We start from the raw sequence: 16,642 nt of genomic DNA, 5'->3' as shown, positions 1-16,642 counted from the left end.
TCATTCAATGCACTGAAAACTAGTACTATACAGGTGAACTATCATGAGGGTAAGTAACAAGAAAGATAGAGAGGTGAGGGAGGCGATGCCTCCCTTTTTGTTAGCCTAGCATGTTATACAGTAATGCAGAAACCGCCAGCAAGCCGACGAATAGCACAAAATAAGTGCCAACGTGGCTTTTGTATTTTTGTAGTGCTGGTACTTTAAACACGGCAATGGTTGGCATGATAAACAAGATCATCGCAATGATTGGGCCTGAGATAGCTCCCATCATGTCCAAAATACTTGGGTTTAATACGGCGCATACCCAAATAGCAACAAACATAAATACCACGCCTAGCTTGTCAGCAAGTTTGTAGCTCATGCTCGTTTGCTTGGTTGCAAGGCCGTTAAAGCTTTCACGTGCACCAAGGAAGTGGCCTAGGAAAGATGAAGTAATCGCGATAAATGCCACAAGCGGGCCAAGCATTTCAATAAACGGATTGTTATACACGTTAGCTAAATAGGATAAAACAGACACATTCGCTGATTTTGCTTCTTCCATTTGCTCTGGTGTTAAAGAGAATACACAGGAGAATACGAATAGCAAAACAAACACTATCAACATAATAGAGGTCGTACGAAGGATCGCTTCTGATTTTTGAACTGCCTCACTTTTGTAGTGACGACGCTGCACGTTGGCAAAGCTAGAAATGGCGGCTGCATGGCTAAATGAAAATACTACGATAGGTACGGATAGCCAAAGCAGTTCGGTTAAGCTCGCAACATCAGGCGTGCTTACCACTGGCATTTGCCAGTTAGGCACTAAATAGAGTGACAAAAACAGTAGTACCCCAACCAACGGGTAAACTAAAATAGCAAAAGCGCGCAGGAGCAGCTTTTCGCCACCGAGCATGATGGCAATCATCCCGGCAACGAGCAAACCAGAGAGTAAAATGCGAGATGGCGACTCAAAGCCAAGCTGATTGACGATAAAGCTGTCAACCGTATTGGTTAAACCAACACCATAGATAAGCAAAATAGGGAAAATAGAGAAAAAGTAAAGTAAGGAAATTAAACGGCCAGCACCTGCGCCGAAATGCTCTTCTACTACATCCGTAAAATCAGCGTTTTTTTGCTTTGATGAAAGGACGAACCGGGCTAATCCTCGGTGTGCTAAATAGGTCATAGGGAAGGCAAGCACGGTCATGATAACGAGTGGCCAAAAGCCGCCAATACCAATGTTAATTGGCAAGAATAAAATACCTGCTCCGACCGCAGTGCCAAATAAGCTTAATACCCAATGTGTGTCGTGTTGTGTCCAGCGCCCATTGTCGACGGTATTCATCTCCATCGCTGCTTCAGAGGAATTACTCATATACTTGTTGTCCTGGATTTAGAATTATAATCGAGCGCATCATATAAAAAATGACGAAGTGTTGCATGTATAAACCGTCTACTCCGAGGAGTTATGCGGTGAATAACGCTTGTTTGGCTAAAACTTGCACAAGGTGTGGCGGGTTCTTAATCGGTTTTTGTAAATCTAAGTCTGCAAATGTTCTTAATTGTTACCACTGACAATGAATTGCTAGCCGACTTATAAATAAATTTTTATTCTAGTTTGCAAAGAGAATTAAAATAACCAAGTGGAAAAGTATGTTCAAGCTAAACTCTCTATTGCTCGCTTCAACTTTGTTGGGGAGCTTTGCTGCTAATGCAACGATTGTTGAATTTCAAACATCTCATGGTAGCTTTCAGGTCAATCTATTTGATGAAAGTACTCCGAAAACCGTGGAAAATTTTTTGAAATACGTAGATAACGGACGCTATTCTGATACAGTAATTCACCGCGTTATTCCCGACTTTGTTGTACAAGGTGGCGGATTTAAGTATGAAGGTAATATCCCTCTCGACGGTATCAATACTTACGATGCCGTAAAAAATGAGCCCGAGTGGTCAAACGTAAAGGGCACGATTGCCATGGCAAAGTTGGAAAACAAGCCAGACAGTGCGACTAGTCAATGGTTTTTTAACTTGGTCGACAACAGCAAAACTTTAGATGCCAAAAATGGTGGCTACACGGTGTTTGGAGAGGTTACCGGTAATGGTATGGAAATATTAGAGGCGATAGAAAAAATTCCTCGCTGCGGTAATGTGCCATTAGTTAACTTTACTGATGAACAATGCAAGGATAATAATAGTGAACCAGGTGCCGCTAACTTTGTGACGATAAACGCAATTACGGTTCTAGATGATGACCCTAAATCAGCACAGGGTCTTAGCCCTAAAGCAAATACCTTGATTGATCAAGTGCCTGATAAGCCTTCAACTGACTCTGATTCATCTGGCGGTTCAATGTTTGCCAGCCTTATGTTGCTGGCTGGTATTTTCGGTCTCAGACGTAGATTTCATAGGTAACCAAGTCACTTTGGTTGCAGATGCTAACAATAGCATCACAGTCCCTAGTTAACCTGATCTCAGGTTAATAACTTGGAAGCGCACTTCGGTGCGCTTATTTCTTTATTATTAAGTTATTCATCTTCGCCAAACAGAGCAATTGCTTTTGTCGTCAAACTATACTGATCACGGCCATCCGTTTGGATAAGCCCTTCATTGAGGTGAGTGGTTACAACATCTTCGAGTAGGTGTTGATCCGCATGTGGGAGTGAAAAAGTGTGATGATTGATATCACAAGATTCTGGAAAGCTTGCTTTCAGCTTAGACAGCAACATTATCGAATACATATTCTGTAAACGTTCCATAGCCGACCCTTTTATTATTCCAATTTTTGCGAGAACAATCCTAACAGTAAAATTGTAATTCTGTCTATTTTTTGTTCTTTTTTATATGGTGATGAGTTGCACTATTTTTGGTTTTCTGCAGGTGGGATATGCTTTCGTAGACTAAACGAGCCAACATACGGTTTGTAAGTTGGCTCGTTTAGTGTTTAAAGTTTGTGAGCTACTTTTGGTTACTTACTTCAGTCACACTCTTCGCCACTTTCAGAGGTGCATAGAGGACTTGCAAACAAAAACCCCCAAATAAAATCCGTTTGCAATACGTCTAGCGTCGCTTTGTCGTTGTTATTATAGAACCACTCTGATTTAGGCACATTGTGAACGCTTTGCTGGTAGCCAAAGTCACTTAGCTGGCGCTCGAACACACTAAGTTTGAAAAAGTCAGCGGTCTTGACTTGCTTTGTTTCGCCATCTGCGGTGATCTCTTTCATAACCTTGTGAACCCCAGCTCTAGAATGGCAGCTTATACAACTAGACTGCTGCATAAAACCACCTTCTGTAATAGAGTTGCCAAGTAAGGTTGAATGTCCCATGTGATCTGTAAAGTTGACCTGAGAACCTTTGAGCCTAAAGTGACTCCAAGCGCTATCTTCAGGATCCGGTTCATGTTCACTCGTACTTTGACCTTGGGCGATACCGGTATTCTTCAAAAGCGCTCTTAAAGAAGCGCTCATTTCTTCTGCTTCGTATTTTAAATCTCTGTTGTAAACAATACTTGGAGAGTTTAATTCATCGCTTCGTTGTTTTGGACTGACGTAATTGAGTCCTACATCATCTTTTGATTCTACTTTTCGATTAAAACCGAAGGCATCATTACACCCTGTGAAATCACACCGACCAAAATTGTCGACATGTTCAAAGGTGGTCCAAACCCATTGCGGGATGTCTTTTGATGAAATATGAAATGCTAAAAGATAGTGTTTACCAACGATATCACAGAAATTTTCTGGTTTTTCTTTGGCATTACATGAAGTTGGGTCTTTATCTTCGGCTAGGCAAACGGATGTTTTCAGTGTTTTGGATATATAACGATTAGTATCTTGTGGGTAGCCCAGCTCGGTAGCAAATTCATGATATAACCAGTTGCTCTTTATCATGATGGCATCAGGGGGAAGATCGATAGTCGATAGCTTTGCTTTAGTCGCTGTAGTATCTTGCATGACGGATTGATTACGGCTATGAAATGGCGCATTTTTCTGCTGATTCTTGTTATTATTTTCGAATACATCAAGCACACCATCAGCGTTATATAAGTTGTTTCTGAATAAATAATCGTGGAAAGGTAAGTTGCGTACAGTCACCTCAGAGTTTATCTGCCGAATAATCCTGCCTTTACTTTCATAACCCGACTTGGGGATCAGCACCCGTTTGACATGTTCAACTTGTGCAGGTGTACAGATGTTTGTACCTGTGATTTCACCATGCGCTTTTAGGTTTTTGTTTCTCATTGCTGACAGCACTGAGGGTCGGCCTGTTGGTATTAACTCTGAGTGTTCACTAAGAAGTGATTGCGCTTTTTTATCCGAAAAGTGATTTAGCTTTTTGAGAGTTCGAGCATATTGTTTTGCAGGGAAGGTTGGGCAGTGTTCTTTGTTGTTACTTGCACTGCCAGGTGTGCAGCATTTATTTTTTGCCGGAGATTCACTCTCGCTACACAGCGGGTAGGGGTATTCGGGCCAATTAGCTCTTTCTTCTGCCCAGTTTGACCAAAATCTATCATTAACAACTTGGGTGAATAACTGCCAAGAAAATGCATCGGGGCAGGTCATTGCAGGGTTTGTAACATTTTTTCCATATTGATATTTTTTATTTGTTTTGCTGTACGTGAGCTCGCAAAATTCAGCATCGCGAATATCAGCATTAAAGTACATAGAGTAGTCTATATCGTTGGGAGTTCTGGTGTCTTCACTTTGTGCTGCAAAGCAGGACAATAAGCAAACGGCGACGACGGGAATAGTATATTTCATGACGGCTTCCTTACAGGGTTTTATCACCATAAGGTTAGAACGAAATGCCGAACTTACTAATTACATAAGATTACACCGCTTAGGTGCCTTTATGATCGGGTAATTTCTACTATTTATTTGGGTACTAAAGGACAATATTTTGCCATTGACTTGATATGCCTACTCAGTGGTTAAGCAGGCATATGATTGGCGATAAATTAAACCGCTTCGGCTGCTTTTTTCGCAAGGTATTCGTCATAGGTACCTTGGAAGTCAATGATTTGTCCGTCTTTGATTTCCCAAATACGCGTAGCAAGAGAAGATACAAACTGACGATCATGCGAGACGAAAAATAGGGTGCCTTCGTACTGCTCTAAAGCCAAGTTTAGAGACTCGATAGACTCCATATCCATGTGGTTAGTTGGTTCATCCATCAGCAGAATATTGGGCTTGTGCATCATGATCTTGCCAAATAGCATACGGCCTTGTTCACCACCTGAGATGACCTTAACTGACTTTTTGATGTCGTTTTGAGAGAACAGCATACGGCCTAGGAAGCCGCGCACAACTTGCTCATCATCGCCTGGTTGCTGCCACTGCTCCATCCATTGGAAAAGGTCGAGGTCTTTTTCAAATTCGTCAGCATGATCTTGCGCGTAGTAACCAATGTTGGCGTTTTCTGACCATTTATATGCACCTGACAGTGGTGTTTGGCGGCCTGCTAGGGTGTTGAGGAGGGTGGTTTTACCCACGCCGTTTTCACCGATAATCGCGACCTTTTCACCAACTTCAACCAGTGCGTTTAAGTTTGAGAATAACGTCTCTTCGTAACCTTGTGATAAAGATTCAAGCTCTAGGGCATTACGGAATAGTGGTTTTTCCTGCTCAAAGCGAATAAATGGATTTTGACGACTTGACGCTTTAACTTCTTCCAGCTGAATTTTGTCAATTTGCTTAGCACGAGATGTGGCTTGTTTTGCTTTTGATGCGTTTGCAGAGAAACGCGAAACAAACTGTTGTAGCTCGGCAATTTGCGCCTTTTTCTTCGCGTTATCTGAAAGCAGGCGCTCGCGAGCTTGTGTTGCCGCAAACATGTACTCATCGTAATTACCAGAGTAGATTCGCAGTTCACCATAGTCGATGTCCGCCATGTGTGTACACACTGAGTTTAGGAAGTGACGGTCGTGAGAGATGATGATCATAGTACAATCACGTTGATTCAATACGTCTTCCAACCACTTGATAGTGTAGATATCCAAGTTGTTAGTTGGTTCGTCTAGGAGCATGATATCTGGCTCTGCAAATAATACCTGTGCTAGCAGCACACGTAGTTTCCAGCCTGGAGCAACCTCAGACATTAGGCCATAATGCTGCTCGGTTGGAATACCAACACCGAGGAGTAATTCACCGGCTTTTGCTTCAGCGGAATAGCCATCCATTTCAGCAAATTGCGTTTCAAGATCGGCAACACGCATGCCGTCTTCTTCGCTCATTTCAGGTAATGAGTATATGCGATCGCGTTCTTGCTTGATTTCCCACAGCTCTTTATGACCCATGATCACCGTGTCTACAACCGTATATTGCTCGTAGGCAAATTGATCCTGATTTAGCTTAGCGATGCGCTCGTTTGGATCGTAGTTTACGTTACCTGCACTTGGCTCAAGCTCTTTGCTTAGGATTTTCATAAAGGTGGATTTACCACAGCCGTTAGCACCTATTAGGCCGTAGCGGTTGCCGTCACCAAACTTAACGGAAATATTCTCAAACAGTGGTTTTGCACCAAACTGCATAGTGATGTTGTTACACGAAAGCATAAATTTGACTCATTACTTACAATTGCGGCGATCCTAACATTTATGGGTGACAAATGATGTAAAAAGTTTGGCTAACTCACAGATTACTTTTGTAGTCGAAATAGCAAAGGTCTGGCCGTTAAAAATGCACCGTCAAGAGACTTTTTATTTACGATATTGTTAAGCTTTATTTACTAATTTGATGGTTAAATGTTAGTCTATTCTAATTCAAAAGGATGATTTGCAAAACTAACTTTGGTGAACAAGGATGAGAATAGTTGAAGAGAAACATAATTGGTTGATTGACCAACAAATCGATGAGCTGGAAGTTTTACCACCCCATACCACAACAGCTCATTTACCGTCAGAAATTAGAACGCAGCTAAAGCCTCATGCCAGTGATTGGATAGTATTGCGACAAAGACATAATTGGCGCCATGTTAAGCGTGACGAGTTTACTCGCGTTTTTATAAAGACTAAAAAGGGCTTACAAAGTGTAAAGTCTGGTAGCGTTGCCGATTCTAGAGAGCAACTCATCATCGTCAAGCGCAGGTCCTATTTCAAAGCCGAGAATAGAAACAACGCCTTTGCAAGCAATGGTGGGGTTGATCCTAATCAGCCCATTGGCGGATATCAATCAGACCAATTAACATCTTTCGATCAGGTATTGGCCTCTATTAACGTTGATAAATCACCTGAGGTGGCTGAAAAGCGCATATTAGTGTCGCTGGAGGGGGAGTTGGCGGTGAGTTTTGTGATCCAAGGCGCTGATACCCCCACGTTGTCGAGAGCCTCTGAAGGGGCAACGCAAACGCCTCTCGTATTCGGAAAGTTGAGTGAAGATGGCAGCTATAGCCTAAAAGCAAAAATCCTGGGGGTGCCGGAGCAGGTGCTTTTTAATAATGTGCCATATGCTGACTTACTTGATATAGAAAAAGTAAAAGCACTTAAGATTGGCGCTGAGGGCGGAGTGCAGCTGATTAAACACAATGTTTCAGGCGAGGGCAATGTACACCTACATTTTATTAGCGAGCCTCCGAGCATCGGGATCTTCTTTGATGGTACAGGCAACAATAAATACAACGATATTTTGGACCCCTTTGATGATAAAGAGCCGACGAATATCGCTAAGCTCCATGAGTTGTATAAAATGGATGATAAATTTCATTTTAAACACTATGTCGAAGGCGTAGGCACTAAGGCAGGAGAAGATAATAGTACAATTGATTTAGCCGTTGCCTACTCATTTGATGAAAGGTTGATAGAGGCGATTGATTTAATCGAAACTTTCGTTAAGAGTAAAAGCTCCATTAGCTTATGCAACACGATTTTACTTGATTGCTTTGGATTCAGCCGTGGCGCAGCGGCAGCAAGAGCGTTTGTTAATCTGATCAATGAAATGAGAGAAAAGCAAGATACTAAGTTAGCGAATAAAGAGGTGGTATTTCGCTTTGTTGGAATTTTCGATACTGTCGCTTCGATAGGAGGGGATGGGGATAATTATCATGGTGAACTGTATGCTAAAGATGAGTTAGAGAAGGCAGCTAGACTCGATCTTAATCAAGCCAGTGCAGGGGCTGTGTATCACTTAACGGCTTGGGACGAGCGGCGTGATAAATTCCCACTAAGCTCATTAAAAAATAAAGATGGTAGCTTGTTTTCTAACCATAAAGAAGATTATCTGCCAGGCGTTCATTCTGATATTGGAGGCGGGTATGCCCCTATCAGTATTGATATTGAATATCCTTTAAAGCGCATTCGTGGCATTCCAGGTGAGCCACAGCATGAAGCAAAAGTACAACAGGCAAAATTAGCAATTGAACAGAGATATCAGTGGCCAGGTATTGACGTAGATATGGTCTATCGCTTTAAAAGACTAAGATATGGCGCTAGTCGCTCGGGAAGGGACAAGGATATTTACACCACATATCGGCCCGTTTGGAGGCGTAAAATAGATAATACCCTTGCCCATTATGGACTTCACCAAATGTATAACGAGGCGGTGCAACATGGCGTTCCGCTAAAAGAAATGGCGCGTCTTCAAAGTATCTACCCCTATGAACTTAGCAACGAGGTCGCAACTTTGGTACCAAAAGCGCTTAAAGCTGGGCCAACAAGCCAAGCTTGGCAGAAGTTATACGAGCATTATATTCATATTAGTTCTCGGTTTACGGGATTTACGGATAAACTGGCTCACGGTGAGGAAACAAAAGCAAAGTACGTGACTGAAAATGGACAAAGGGAAATGTTTTACAATAATGCAAAAGCGCTACCGCAGGTGCAAGTGTGGAAAGCGTATAAAAATGGAAATAAATCAATTTGGAGAAAAGGATGATCAATAAGCTCTATACCGTTTTAATGGCAGTAATGCTGCTTTGTAGCTGCTCTTCAAGTACAGAATTGGTTAAGTTGCGGATAGGTGTATCTGCCTATGAAAATAGTGACCTAATGGTTAAGCTAGTGTTTGACGACAAGTTTTCTCCACCAGCAGGCTCAATAGGTTGTTGTTGGGGTAATGCTAATGCAAATAGTACGTTTTGGGGAGCTGAAATCCCGCATAAAGTGAAAGCACAATGGTGGGATTATAAACAAGGAAGGCATTACAACGCTGAGTTCAGTGTACAACGTGATAAAGCATACAAAATCGCAAAAAACCTGCCTAGTATTACCTTCCACACGGGAGAGGTAAAGGAAGATCTTGTCCCTCAGATTATCTTTGGGTTTGGTGAAAAGGGTGAAGTAAAAATGTGGATTTCTAATGCCCCGTTTGATGGCGTGGAGGGGCGCATTTTAGAAGAAATTGGTTCAGCGCAAGCGACTTGGGAGCCTTTTGAATTAACCGATGAGATGTTTAATTAGCTAAGAAAAATGTCCACTATTTATGCGGATAACAGTAAAGTAGGAAAGTACGGCAGCGAACTGTTTTTTGGATATTAGGCTTACAAGAGGAGGTTTTTATCACTCTTCGTCTACCCGATATGTTAAACAAAGTGATCGCATCGAGTTAAATTGTAGTTCGATTTCTTGCACTAGTGCGCTCGCGTGGCTTGTGCAAGAAAGTGGCTCGCCGACAATGACGTCGCAATTAAATGGCACAAATAAAGCTTCTCCTTTGGGTAAAGAGCGGCCAAGTCCATGCATCATAATGGGGTAAACGAGCACCGGCTTACAATCGCGAGTGAGATGAAAAATACCTTTCTTTAACTGCGTCATTTTTTCAGGTTCACCCCGAGACCCTTCAGGAAAAAAAATCAAGATTTCACCTTGCTTTAACGCTTTATGGCATTGTTCAAAGAGCTGTGTTTTGCGTGTAACTTGCTTGCGATTTAGAGGAATGATCCCAATAACATTGAGTGCAAACCAAGCGATATATCTGTTGGCGAGAAAATAATCTGCAGCGGCTACGGGGCGTATCTTATGTATCATCCTTAATGGAAACAAGCTCATTAATACTAGGGTATCCAAATGGCTATTATGGTTTGGCGCGAGGATAGCAGGCCCATGTGTTGGTAGCTTATTGCGATTAACAACGTTGAGCCCTAGTAAAATTAAAACCACTGGCTTAATAATCATCCCAAAAAACAGTATCTTTAAAACGCGTGCAAGCATAGTTTAATAGTGCAGATAGTAAAGGTAATGGAAGAATAGTGGTGAAGTGTAGAGTAGGCTGTCCATCCTATCTAAAATGCCACCATGGCCGGGGATCATGACCCCTGTGTCTTTAATTTGTAAATCCCGTTTAACACTTGAAATAACTAAATCACCAAAAAAACCAGTAACAGCTATTAGGAGCCCTGCGCCTGCGCCTTGTAAGGTCGATAGTGGCGTGAGTGCAGGGGCAACAAAACAAGACAATGTGGCAGTAGTACAGGCGCCACCAATAAAACCTTGCCATGTTTTGTTGGGGCTCACTTTTGGGATGATTTTATGCTTACCAAACAGCTTTCCCCAAACGTATTGGCAAACGTCGTTAAATTGAGTAGTAAACAGTAAATACAATACCAGACCAATGGCACCCGCCTCACTGTTTTTGACCGGCAAAACTAACAAGTAGCCAAGGTGACTAATAGAGAAAACACACAACATGACGGCCCAGTTAAGGATCCCAGCTGACTTTATGAATCCTTTTGTATCACCGATGAGCACCATTCTAATAGGGATAAATAGAAAGATATAAACAGGAATAAAGATAATAAACATGCCATACCACTGAGTTGCAACCCAATAATATTGCAGTGGGATACTCAAATATAGCCAAAAAATAGCGCGCCTATCGGTTTGCCGTCCTGGCACTATGGACAAAAACTCTTTTAATGCGAGAAAACTTAAAAAGCCAATAAAAGCAAGTGCGAAATGTATGTTGGAGGCTAATACGACAAAAAAAGCGCCAATTATCCACCACCAAGATTGGATCCTGAGTTTTAATTCTTGATGATCCGTATCTCGTTGTATTCGGCTAATAACTAAATAAGCAAGCGTTGCGGTGATTAAGATGAGTCCTACCAACGCCATGGCATACAAAGAATGATCAGGGACGTTAAACATCGCGTTTGCCCTCAAGGTATTGATAGGCAAGGATAGCTCGTTTAAATAACGTGATGAATGAACCGACGCTAATGATAAGTAATGACGTATATAACACAGCCCCTTGTTGCCAGAATAGAGGCTCTATAGTTGTAAAAAGGCATGCAAATGTAAGTAAAGCCATTCGGTGTTGTTTCGCCATAGGCCCACAAAAATTGGCAGGAGCCCCTGTACTCGTTGCTAAGGTTCTGACGTAAGCGGTCATAATTGCAAGCGTTGCCGCACACCAAGCAATATCGATTGCGTAACTAAATTGAGGGACTGCATAGCCCACAGCAACAATGATGAAAGCATCAGCAAACCTGTCTGGCATATCGTTAAAAAGTTCACCAGATGCGGTACTTTTCCCACCTTCCACAGCGACCATACCATCGAACAAATTACACAGTAAGCGAAATTGAATGCATATGGCGGCAAGTAGAGGCAAAAGCCAAATGAGTAGTCCAGAAGACAGTGGTAACAAAACAAGAGAGATTGCTGAGCAGGCTGCAAACAGCACGCTGAGTAGTGAAATAGTGTTAGGAGTGATATTTTTATTGCTAAGCCATTTGGCGACGCGCTGAGCATATGTGCTTGAGCGTACCTTGAGTGGACGCCGACTTGATTTGTCTTCCATGATTTCCTTTTCCTTAGAATACGCATTCTTCAGCTCTTTTGAAGAAGGGATGATCTTTGTCGTTGTGCCGAGCCAGTATAAATGATCTGTGATAGGTCAACAAGGTACTACATATTGGGTTTAGCTTTAACACTTGAGATGATGTAAAGCGGAGAGACTGAAGAAGAATATTTACATTGTTTTATTAAATTCCACCGAAATAAATTGCTATTTGGCACTATCTTGGGTCACATTACTGATCGCAATTAAAATAATATAACATTTAGGATTGGAATATGCGTATTAAAGCTATCTCCGCGGCCATGGTGTTGGCCTTTTCTCAGTACGTTGCTGCCGATGAAGGCATGTGGCAACCACATCAACTACCTGAACTTGAATCTATTTTAAAGTCTAAAGGACTGGAAATTGATGCTAAGTCAATTTCTAAACTCACTGAATTCCCGATGAATGCGGTGATTAGCTTAGGTGGCTGTACGGCGTCATTTGTCTCTCCTAAAGGTTTAGTGGTGACAAATCATCACTGTGCATACGGCTCTATTCAATACAACTCAACAACAGATAATAATATTCTTGAGAATGGCTTTTTAGCAAAACAGCCAAGTGAAGATCTACCAGCGGCACCGGGCTCACGGGTTTATGTGACAAAAGAAGTGTCGAACGTAACGGATAAAGTTAATGCCGGTACTGATTCGCTTACCGGTAAAGCACGTTTTGATGCCATTGACAGTAAGCGCAAACAACTTGTTGCTGAATGTGAGCAAGATGAAAGCTATCGCTGTAATGTTTATACCTTTCATGGTGGATTGGAATATTACCTCATTAAATCTTTAGAGATAAAAGACGTCCGTCTGGCATATACACCAGCGATGGGCGTGGGCAAATATGGTGGCGATATAGATAACTGGATGTGGCCTCGTCACACCGGCGACTTTGCTTTTTACCGTGCATATGTGGGTAAAGATGGTAAGCCAGCTGAGTTTTCTAAGGATAACGTACCTTATAACCCTGAGTCGTTTTTGAGTGTGAGTGCAAAAGGCGTGCAAGAGGGCGACTTTGTGATGGTGACGGGTTATCCGGGTCGTACCAACCGCTATCGTATTGCTTCTGAAGTGGATTATGTATTTAACACGGTTTACCCCATGGTACGCAAACATAACTCTAAGTATGTGGAACTGATTGAAGAAAACGCACCGGAAGGTTCTCAAGCTCGTATTGCTTACGAAAGCACCATTGCGGGTTACAACAACTACATCAAAAACTTTGGCTCTATGATTGAGAGCTTCAAAAAAGGCAGTATGTATAGCCGCAAGCAGCAATTTGAGCGCGATCTTAGCACTTGGATTAATGCTGATGCAGACCGTAAAGCAAAGTATGGTGCTGTACTAAACGAATTGAGCGAGTTGGTTGCTCAATCTCAAGCTCATTATGAGCGTGATATGATGGTTGGCTATATCCATCGCTCACAAATGATGTCTACTGCGCGTAAGCTTTATCGCTTGGCGGTTGAAAAACAAAAGCCTGATGCTGAGCGTGAGAGTGGCTATCAAGAACGTGATATGCCAAAAATCAAAGCGGGGCTACAGCGTATGACGCGCCGTTATGATGAAACAGTTGATAAAGCGATTATGCTTTACTTCATGGAGCTTTATGCAGCCTTGCCAAAAGAAGCGCGTTTAGCTGAAGTAGATAAGCAGCTTCAACTTGAAAACGGCTTCAATAAAGCAAAGCACCAAGCGCTGCTAGATGAGATGTATGCTAACTCTAAGCTTGCTGATGAAAAAGCCCGTCTTTGGATGTTAGATTTAGAGCTTGAGCAGTTAAATCAGAGCTCTGATCCATTCATTCAATATGCAAAAGCGATTTTTGCAGTGATGAAGCAAATCGAAGATGAAGAAAAAGAATTGGCTGGTAAGCAGCAATCTGCACGTCCTGCTTTGATGGAAGCTATTATTGCTTACAACAAATCTCAAAATAAGCCAGTTTACGCGGATGCTAACAGCACACTCCGTGTCACTTACGGTACGGTAGGTGGCTATTCACCGCAAGATGGCTTAGTGGCAACGCCATTTACCTCGCTTGAAGGACTGTTGGCGAAAAATACTGATGTTGAACCATTTAACGCGCCTAAAAAGCAGCAGCAGTTGATCCGTGAAAAAGTATATGGTCAATATACAGGGGGCATGAATACCGTACCGGTGAATTTCCTTTCTAACGTAGATACCACAGGTGGTAACTCGGGCTCGCCAACCCTTAACGGAAAAGCGGAGTTAGTGGGTTTACTCTTTGATGGTGTATATGAAAGCATTATTGGTGATTGGGATTACGATAAGAACCTGAACCGCTCAATTCATGTTGATTCGCGTTACATGTTATGGGTAATGGATAAGGTTGATAATGCGCAAAACCTGTTAGATGAAATGAAGATAGTAAAGTAGGTCGACCTTTAGGTCGACAACCATCCTTACGTTTAAAGGGTAGCCTTTGGGTTTAAACGTTAGTCGGCCTAAAGGCCGACCTACGGGTGATATCAATTTGTCGAAAAACAATGCCGGCCATGAGGCCGGCATTATTATGTTACTTTGCCATTAACTGGCGGATATACTTCACCGGAGCACTACCAAAGCTTAAGAATTCTTCGTGGAATGTTTTTAAGTCAAATTCCTTTCCAAGCTTTTGTTTTTGTGTTTCGCGGAAGTCGTAAATTTCGCGATAACCAGAGTAATAGCTGGTTAATTGCACTTGGCTTAAGGTTGCACGACGCCATTTACCCTCTGCTTCTGCACGTTCTTGGAAGGCACCATTCATCAATAGATCTAATCCTTGCTCTTGGTTTATCCCTTTGACATGAATACCGTAATCTAGGATGGTGTTACAGATCACGCGTAGGTTCCACTTGTAATACATTAACCACATTTCAGGCTCAAAGTTGCCATAGCCTTCTTCTAGCATCATGCGTTCAGTGTAGACCGCCCAGCCCTCAACCATTGCGCCGTTACTTAAGATGCTTTTTATTAGCGATGGAGACTCATTTGAGTATACCAATTGCGTGTAATGGCCAGGCACGGCTTCGTGAATGTTTAAGATCTGCAGGATCCAACGGTTGTATTCGCGAAGGTATGATTCAGCTTGTTCATCGTTCATAGAGGTGAGTGGAGACACATTATAATAGGTGTTCTCATTTTTGTCGTATGGGCCTGGTGCACTGATTGAAGCACCAGCAAAGCCACGCATGTACTCAGGCGTTTCGCGAACAACCAGCGGTTTTTCAGGATCTAGAGTGATGAGATCTTTTTCCATGACAAATTTTTCTAGCTCTGGAATTTGCCCCTGTATTTCGCTTACAAAGTCTTCACGTTTTACATGTTGTAGCGAGAGGTGCTTAATAAGTGTGGCTATTGCATCAACGTTAGACTCTGGGCGTGGTTTATCTGCAAAGTACTTTGGCCACAGCTTATTGGTGATTTTAACCATTTCATTGGTAACACGGGCCTTGTCAGCCAGTGCTTTCTCATACATTTGCTTTGCGGTATAACCAGATTGAATATCAAAAGCAAACTTCTCTTCGTACAGCTTCTCACCAATTCTAAATGAACGTGCGTTACCACTTGCTTTTAGCTCTGCTTCGAGATTCGTAAGGAAAGAAACATATCCATTTATAGCTGATTTAGCCGCAGCAAAGCGTTGTTTAAAGAGCGCTTTTTCCTCTGCTGTTAGCAATGAAGTGGCAAGCTTATTAAGTAACTCATCGTTTAATACGCTAAAAGCGCCTTGGTTTTGTGCAATCGCCAGTTGAGTATATTCAAGGGTTGGATTGCTAATATTATGCTGTGCAGCTTCATAATAGGCTGGCACATTTTGTAGACGCGTGAGCACTAGTTTGAGCTTTTCGTCGTCGGTTTTAAAACGGCTGTTTAAGATAGTTGCAAAGCCATAGGAAACATTGTAGTTCGATGGATTCCATTGCCAGCTTTTGAAGGTTTCAATGTGCCAGATATCGCGCTTTAGACGATTTTCAATTAAGTAATAATCAATTTTTTGACTATTGCTCAAATTGGCAAGATCAAACCGGTATAACTTCGCTAACTGTGCTCTAGAGAAGGCAACACTTTCGTCACGGCTCGCTTGATTCGGTACCGTAATGATATCATCGTACTTGCCAAAACCTGCCCATAGTGAGGCTTCTGGGTACTGCTTCCATAAGTCATTGATAAATTGCTGAGAAAACTCAGCGAATTGTGCATCTTTTGCTACTGTCTGCTGTGAAATTAAAGGCGTCGTCTCGACAGACGAAGAAGAAAGTGAGCAGCCAGTCAGGCCCATTGCCATGGCTAGTGCCATGCACAAGGCAGTTTTTTTCATTATTGTGTCCTATTTAATGGTTTTCGCTATCATAACAAGATTTCGCTTTGTTTGCTTTGTCTGGCTCATCCAACCACACCGCACCGTTAGCCTCTTTGGCAACGATGTCATCTGGGTTGTAGATAGGACACGATTTCATCGATAAGCAGCCACAGCCAATGCAACCATTGACATAATTTCTTAGACGCTGCATGTAAGCAATTTTCTCATCCAACTTTGCTTGCCAGGCTTTAGATAGTTTGGCCCAGTCTTCTTTGGTTGGTGTTCTTGAATCGGGCAGGGTATCGAGGGTTTCTTTTATCTCGCCAAGGGTTATCCCCATCTTTTGGCCCGCTTTAATAATGGCAATACGGCGCAGTACATCCTTTTTATAACGGCGCTGGTTACCGTTATTACGCCAACTGCGAATAAGCCCTTTGTTCTCATAAAAATGCAGTGCAGACACCGTAACGTCAGCTCTTTGAGCAACTTTACCGACACTGAGATTTGGTTCGTCTCTTAATAATTTTTCAGTTTTCATAAATTAATGCTTTACCTTAACTTAAGGTGAGGTTTTAAGGTTGCACC

The 16,642-nt window shown here is 42.3% G+C and carries 13 protein-coding genes; 4 read left to right on the top strand and 9 right to left on the bottom strand.

What is annotated here, in order from left to right:
• Positions 1-100: 100 nt before the first annotated feature.
• Positions 101-1,357 (bottom strand): aromatic amino acid transport family protein, encoded by a 1,257-nt coding sequence (locus tag DRB05_RS15935; RefSeq protein WP_128727807.1) that lies wholly within the window; start codon positions 1,355-1,357, stop codon positions 101-103.
• A 278-nt stretch (positions 1,358-1,635) separates the two neighbouring features.
• Here DRB05_RS15935 and DRB05_RS15930 point away from each other — a divergent pair, with 278 nt between their 5' ends.
• Positions 1,636-2,397, top strand: a complete 762-nt coding sequence (locus DRB05_RS15930) for a peptidylprolyl isomerase (RefSeq protein ID WP_128727806.1) — start codon at positions 1,636-1,638, stop codon at positions 2,395-2,397.
• Between the two features lie 113 nt (positions 2,398-2,510).
• On the opposite strand, the gene DRB05_RS15925 is transcribed toward DRB05_RS15930, so the two are convergent.
• The 3 genes from DRB05_RS15925 to DRB05_RS15915 all read right to left on the bottom strand — a co-directional run bounded on the left by DRB05_RS15925 (position 2,511) and on the right by DRB05_RS15915 (position 6,537).
• A complete protein-coding gene (locus tag DRB05_RS15925) occupies positions 2,511-2,741 on the bottom strand; it encodes a hypothetical protein (RefSeq protein ID WP_128727805.1) in 231 nt (76 codons plus the stop codon).
• Positions 2,742-2,959: 218 nt separating this feature from the next.
• Positions 2,960-4,744 (bottom strand): hypothetical protein, encoded by a 1,785-nt coding sequence (locus tag DRB05_RS15920; RefSeq protein ID WP_128727804.1) that lies wholly within the window; start codon positions 4,742-4,744, stop codon positions 2,960-2,962.
• 197 nt (positions 4,745-4,941) lie between these two features.
• Entirely contained in the window at positions 4,942-6,537 is a 1,596-nt protein-coding gene (locus DRB05_RS15915) for an ABC-F family ATPase (protein ID WP_095727709.1), read from the bottom strand.
• Between the two features lie 247 nt (positions 6,538-6,784).
• Here DRB05_RS15915 and DRB05_RS15910 point away from each other — a divergent pair, with 247 nt between their 5' ends.
• Both DRB05_RS15910 and DRB05_RS15905 read left to right on the top strand, forming a co-directional pair.
• The gene (locus DRB05_RS15910) at positions 6,785-8,851 is read left to right on the top strand and encodes a DUF2235 domain-containing protein (protein ID WP_128727803.1); all 2,067 of its coding nucleotides are present in this window, start codon (positions 6,785-6,787) and stop codon (positions 8,849-8,851) included.
• Positions 8,848-9,375, top strand: coding sequence for a hypothetical protein (locus DRB05_RS15905; protein ID WP_128727802.1), 528 nt, complete (start codon positions 8,848-8,850; stop codon positions 9,373-9,375). The genes DRB05_RS15910 and DRB05_RS15905 overlap by 4 nt, the downstream gene beginning before the upstream one ends.
• A 99-nt stretch (positions 9,376-9,474) precedes the next feature.
• Here DRB05_RS15905 and DRB05_RS15900 read toward each other — a convergent pair whose 3' ends face one another.
• From DRB05_RS15900 to DRB05_RS15890, 3 genes are read right to left on the bottom strand one after another with little or no spacing between them, the layout of a single operon-like run.
• Positions 9,475-10,089 carry a lysophospholipid acyltransferase family protein gene (locus DRB05_RS15900; RefSeq protein WP_205125738.1) on the bottom strand — a complete coding sequence of 205 codons (615 nt, stop codon included), beginning with the start codon at positions 10,087-10,089 and terminating at the stop codon, positions 9,475-9,477.
• Between the two features lie 39 nt (positions 10,090-10,128).
• A complete protein-coding gene (locus DRB05_RS15895; RefSeq protein WP_128727800.1) occupies positions 10,129-11,061 on the bottom strand; it encodes a phosphatidate cytidylyltransferase in 933 nt (310 codons plus the stop codon).
• Positions 11,054-11,716 (bottom strand): CDP-alcohol phosphatidyltransferase family protein, encoded by a 663-nt coding sequence (locus DRB05_RS15890; RefSeq protein WP_128727799.1) that lies wholly within the window; start codon positions 11,714-11,716, stop codon positions 11,054-11,056. The genes DRB05_RS15895 and DRB05_RS15890 overlap by 8 nt, the downstream gene beginning before the upstream one ends.
• 275 nt (positions 11,717-11,991) lie before the next feature.
• On the opposite strand from DRB05_RS15890, the gene DRB05_RS15885 reads away from it, so the two are divergent.
• Entirely contained in the window at positions 11,992-14,151 is a 2,160-nt protein-coding gene (locus DRB05_RS15885) for a S46 family peptidase (RefSeq protein WP_128727798.1), read from the top strand.
• A 139-nt stretch (positions 14,152-14,290) separates the two neighbouring features.
• Here the strand turns inward: DRB05_RS15885 and DRB05_RS15880 are convergent, their stop codons facing one another.
• Positions 14,291-16,075 (bottom strand): DUF885 domain-containing protein, encoded by a 1,785-nt coding sequence (locus DRB05_RS15880; RefSeq protein ID WP_128727797.1) that lies wholly within the window; start codon positions 16,073-16,075, stop codon positions 14,291-14,293.
• 13 nt (positions 16,076-16,088) lie between these two features.
• Positions 16,089-16,595, bottom strand: coding sequence for a redox-sensitive transcriptional activator SoxR (gene soxR / locus DRB05_RS15875; RefSeq protein ID WP_128727796.1), 507 nt, complete (start codon positions 16,593-16,595; stop codon positions 16,089-16,091).
• Between the last annotated feature and the right edge of the window lie 47 nt (positions 16,596-16,642).

The organism is Pseudoalteromonas sp. A757 (genome assembly GCF_004103285.1).
GTDB classification, from domain to species: domain Bacteria; phylum Pseudomonadota; class Gammaproteobacteria; order Enterobacterales; family Alteromonadaceae; genus Pseudoalteromonas; species Pseudoalteromonas galatheae.
Note: the sequence above shows the minus strand (reverse complement) of the source record. Positions and strands in the feature narration are given on the sequence as shown.

Excerpts from the sequence above, each read along its gene's own strand:
- DRB05_RS15905 (WP_128727802.1), top strand. The coding sequence starts at position 8,848 with ATGATCAATAAGCTCTATACCGTTTTAATGGCAGTAATGCTGCTTTGT.
- DRB05_RS15885 (WP_128727798.1), top strand. The coding sequence starts at position 11,992 with ATGCGTATTAAAGCTATCTCCGCGGCCATGGTGTTGGCCTTTTCTCAG.
- DRB05_RS15900 (WP_205125738.1), bottom strand. The coding sequence starts at position 10,089 with ATGATTATTAAGCCAGTGGTTTTAATTTTACTAGGGCTCAACGTTGTT.
- DRB05_RS15925 (WP_128727805.1), bottom strand. The coding sequence starts at position 2,741 with ATGGAACGTTTACAGAATATGTATTCGATAATGTTGCTGTCTAAGCTG.
- DRB05_RS15915 (WP_095727709.1), bottom strand. The coding sequence starts at position 6,537 with ATGCTTTCGTGTAACAACATCACTATGCAGTTTGGTGCAAAACCACTG.
- DRB05_RS15910 (WP_128727803.1), top strand. The coding sequence starts at position 6,785 with ATGAGAATAGTTGAAGAGAAACATAATTGGTTGATTGACCAACAAATC.
- soxR (WP_128727796.1), bottom strand. The coding sequence starts at position 16,595 with ATGAAAACTGAAAAATTATTAAGAGACGAACCAAATCTCAGTGTCGGT.
- DRB05_RS15880 (WP_128727797.1), bottom strand. The coding sequence starts at position 16,075 with ATGAAAAAAACTGCCTTGTGCATGGCACTAGCCATGGCAATGGGCCTG.
- DRB05_RS15890 (WP_128727799.1), bottom strand. The coding sequence starts at position 11,716 with ATGGAAGACAAATCAAGTCGGCGTCCACTCAAGGTACGCTCAAGCACA.
- DRB05_RS15930 (WP_128727806.1), top strand. The coding sequence starts at position 1,636 with ATGTTCAAGCTAAACTCTCTATTGCTCGCTTCAACTTTGTTGGGGAGC.
- DRB05_RS15935 (WP_128727807.1), bottom strand. The coding sequence starts at position 1,357 with ATGAGTAATTCCTCTGAAGCAGCGATGGAGATGAATACCGTCGACAAT.
- DRB05_RS15920 (WP_128727804.1), bottom strand. The coding sequence starts at position 4,744 with ATGAAATATACTATTCCCGTCGTCGCCGTTTGCTTATTGTCCTGCTTT.
- DRB05_RS15895 (WP_128727800.1), bottom strand. The coding sequence starts at position 11,061 with ATGTTTAACGTCCCTGATCATTCTTTGTATGCCATGGCGTTGGTAGGA.